This is a genomic window from Arthrobacter sp. NPDC057259 (genome assembly GCF_042668995.1).
Lineage (GTDB): Bacteria > Actinomycetota > Actinomycetes > Actinomycetales > Micrococcaceae > Arthrobacter.
Genome location: NZ_JBHUYA010000015.1, coordinates 1 through 3,198, shown reverse-complemented (window position 1 = coordinate 3,198; position 3,198 = coordinate 1). Strand labels below are relative to the sequence as shown.

The 3,198-nt window shown below is 67.3% G+C and carries 2 protein-coding genes and 1 rRNA gene; 1 reads left to right on the top strand and 2 read right to left on the bottom strand.

Features of this window, described 5'->3' with window-relative positions; genetic code table 11:
* Positions 1-94 (top strand): 5S ribosomal RNA (gene rrf, locus ACFUCU_RS16215); the annotation flags it as partial.
* A 65-nt stretch (positions 95-159) separates the two neighbouring features.
* On the opposite strand, the gene ACFUCU_RS16210 is transcribed toward rrf, so the two are convergent.
* Both ACFUCU_RS16210 and ACFUCU_RS16205 read right to left on the bottom strand, forming a co-directional pair.
* On the bottom strand, positions 160-2,643 hold the full coding sequence (locus tag ACFUCU_RS16210) for an HAD-IC family P-type ATPase (protein WP_377973472.1): 2,484 nt from the start codon (positions 2,641-2,643) through the stop codon (positions 160-162).
* A gap of 306 nt (positions 2,644-2,949) precedes the next feature.
* A partial coding sequence (locus ACFUCU_RS16205; RefSeq protein WP_377973471.1) for a hypothetical protein occupies positions 2,950-3,198 on the bottom strand: 249 nt, incomplete at its 5' end.

Sequence of the window (3,198 nt, the reverse complement as noted above, 5' to 3'; positions counted from 1 at the left end):
AACGCCCGGTCCCATTCCGAACCCGGAAGCTAAGACCCACAGCGCCGATGGTACTGCACCCGGGAGGGTGTGGGAGAGTAGGTCACCGCCGGACAACCATTAGGTCGAGAGCCTCCAACCACCAGGTTGGAGGCTCTCCCACTTTAACCACCACCCCAGTCATTCCTTCGCGGTTTCCGCCTTGGCTTGTGCCTCGCGCGGGCTGTCATTGAACCGGCGCCGGTGCAGCCATGCCAGGACCTCGACCAACACCCCGCCACCCAGACCCGACCCCAGCGCGGCCAGCAGCAGCGGCTGCGGCGGCCAGCCGAGAATGAAGAAGTCCTGGGCCAGCGGCACTCCCAGCAGGACAACCAGCGCGATGGCCATCGCCGCGAGCACACCCAGCCGGCCGGCGTTCAGCGGCCGTGCCACGGCGCTCAGGATCCACAGTCCAACGATGGACAGGGTCAGGACTGCCGCCGAGCGAAGGTCCTCCGCGCTAGGCGCCGGGCCCGCCGTCGTCGATGCCGCCGTGACCGCAATCAGCGAGGCGGTGACGATCAGCCCCGCCGGCACGGAGAACCACAGCGAACGCCGGAGGAAGCCGGCACGGTAGCGGCGGGCGTTGGGCATCAGGGCCAGGAAGAAGGCGGGGATCCCGATGGTGAGTCCGTCGGTGAAGGACAGCTGGCGGGGCAGGAACGGGAAGGGCCACTGCAGCAGCGCGAAGCTCGAGGCGATAGCCGCGGCGTAGGCCGTCTTGCTGAGGAACAGGCTGGAGACGCGTTCGATGTTGGCAATGACGCGCCGGCCCTCGGCTACCACCTCTGGCAGCCGGTCGAAGCGGCCGTCCATGAGCACCAAACGGGCCACGGCCTTGGTGGCCGGCGACGCCGAGTTTACGGCAATGCCAAGGTCCGCGGTCTTCAGGGCGAGGGCATCGTTGACGCCGTCCCCGGTCATGGCGACCGTGTGCCCGTTCCGCTGGAGGGCGGCCACCATGTCCCGCTTCTGGTGGGGGCTGACCCTGCCGAACACCGTGTTTGCCTCCATCACCTCCGCGAGCCGTTCCGGATCCTCCGGCAGGGTCCGGGCATCCACGCCGTGCGGAACCGTCAGCCCCACCCGGCGGGCTATGGCGGCAACCGTTCCGGGCTCGTCGCCGGAGATGATCTTCACCGTCACGCCCTCCGCCCGGAAGTACTCCAAGGTGGTTGCGGCCTCTGGCCGGGGCTGTTCCCGGAAGGTCAGCAGCGCCACGGGGCGCACGGCTGCCGGCAGCGCGCCGTCGTCCGTTCCCTGCCGGGGCAGGGCGGATGCCTGGGCGAGGAGGAGGGTACGGAGCCCGCCGGCGGCGAGGTCCCCAGCCCGGTGGAGGGCGGCGGCCGCGGTGTCCGGGGCGTCCCCCGCCGACGCAGGCTTCCCGGCCGGCTGTTCACCTGCCCCGCTACCTGGGGCGAGGAGGACGTCGGGGGCGCCAAGGACCCAGGTCGAGGTGTTGCCGGTGCCGGCGTCGAACGTGGCGCCGCTCCACTTGCGGGCGGAAGAGAACGGGACGTAGGACACGGAGCGGAAGCCGCCGTCGTCCTCGAAGGCGAGCTCCATGCTGCGCGCGGTCGCATTAGCCTCCGGTTCGGAGGCGAACCAGCCCAGCGCGTGCTCCCAACCCGGCGGCGGTTCCGGCAGCAACTGGTGGAGGGCGTCGAACCTGAGGCCGCCTTCGGTGAGGGTGCCGGTCTTGTCCAGGCAGAGGACATCCACCCTCGCCAATCCCTCGACGGCGGCGAGCTCCTGGATCAGAACCTTGTGCGCGGCCAGGCGGAGACCACCTACGGCGAAGGCCACGCTGGTCAGCAGCACGAGACCCAAGGGGACCATGGCGATGACGCTGGCGATCACGCCGACGACGGCGGGTACCCATGCCCCGTCGACGGTCACAGACTGCCAACCGCCCCGGGCCTGCAGCTCCCCGGCCGCCACGAGTACGGCCACAGGCAGGATGCCCCAGGCGATCCAGCGGAGGACACGGTTCAGGCTGTTGCGGATCTCGGACTGCACCAGGGAAAAACGCCGCGCATCGGCGGTGATCCGGCTGGAGAACGATTCCGCCCCTACCCGCACCACCCGGGCATGGCCCCGGCCGGCAACCACCAGGGACCCAGACAACACCTCAGACCCGGTGGCCTTGTCCACGGGGTCGGACTCACCCGTCAGCAGGGATTCGTCCGCCTCGAGCCCGGAGGACTCAATCACCTCCGCATCGGCGGTCACCTGGTCGCCGGCCCGGAGGATCAGGACATCATCCCGCACCACCTCCGCGGTGGGAATCTCTAACGGCAGGCCATCACGGAGGACCCGTGCCTGTGGAGCATCGAGGATTGCCAGCCGGTCCAGGGACCGCTTGGCACGGAACTCCTGCACGACGCCGATCACCGCGTTGCCGGCGGCCGCGAGACCGAACAGCGCGTCCTGCCACCGGCCGAGCAGCAGCAGGATCAGGAAGCTGCCCCCGACGATGGCATTGAAGAGCGTGAGGACGTTGGCTTTGAAGATCTCCCAGAGAGTGCGGCTGGACCGGTCCTGCACTTTGTTGTCCAGACCCCGCTCCACGCGGTCCGCCACCTCGTGGCGATTCAGGCCGGGTCCGGGGGGAGCGGGCACACGCGCATCCGGGGTCCTTGTATCCTGGCGCCGGCGTTCTGCCCTCACACCCCCGATGGTAGACGCAGCGGGCCTAGGAGTGACGCAGCATACAGGAAGCTCTTTCACGTCGACTGGGCTTTCAAGGGCCCCGCTGGGGCCCTGCAAGGGCCAAAAGTCCGCGGGTTTCCGGGGTTTGCTCCGGCCAGGGAGGGTCCTTCAGTCCGGGTTTGCAGACGCGCCCACCGGGGTGTATTGTTTTCTAAGTCGCCGCGAGGGAGACCAGCCGAGAGGCCGGGAACCGAAGGCGGCCAAACCCCCAAAAAACTACAAGACCAAAATCTTGGACATTCTAATGACCACTATTTCTGGCCGGGGCTGATGCATCTCCTGAGTCTGTTTCGAGAAAATCGAATTTGCTTCGGAGAAAGACATCGGGTAAGTTTGAAAAGTTGCTCCGGAGCGAGTCACGATCCCTTGAGGGGTTGTGGTGGTGCCGGGTGTGTCTGTTGTTTGAGAACTCAATAGTGTGCCAAGTTTGTTGATACCGATTGTTTTATTGATTGGTTGAAATTG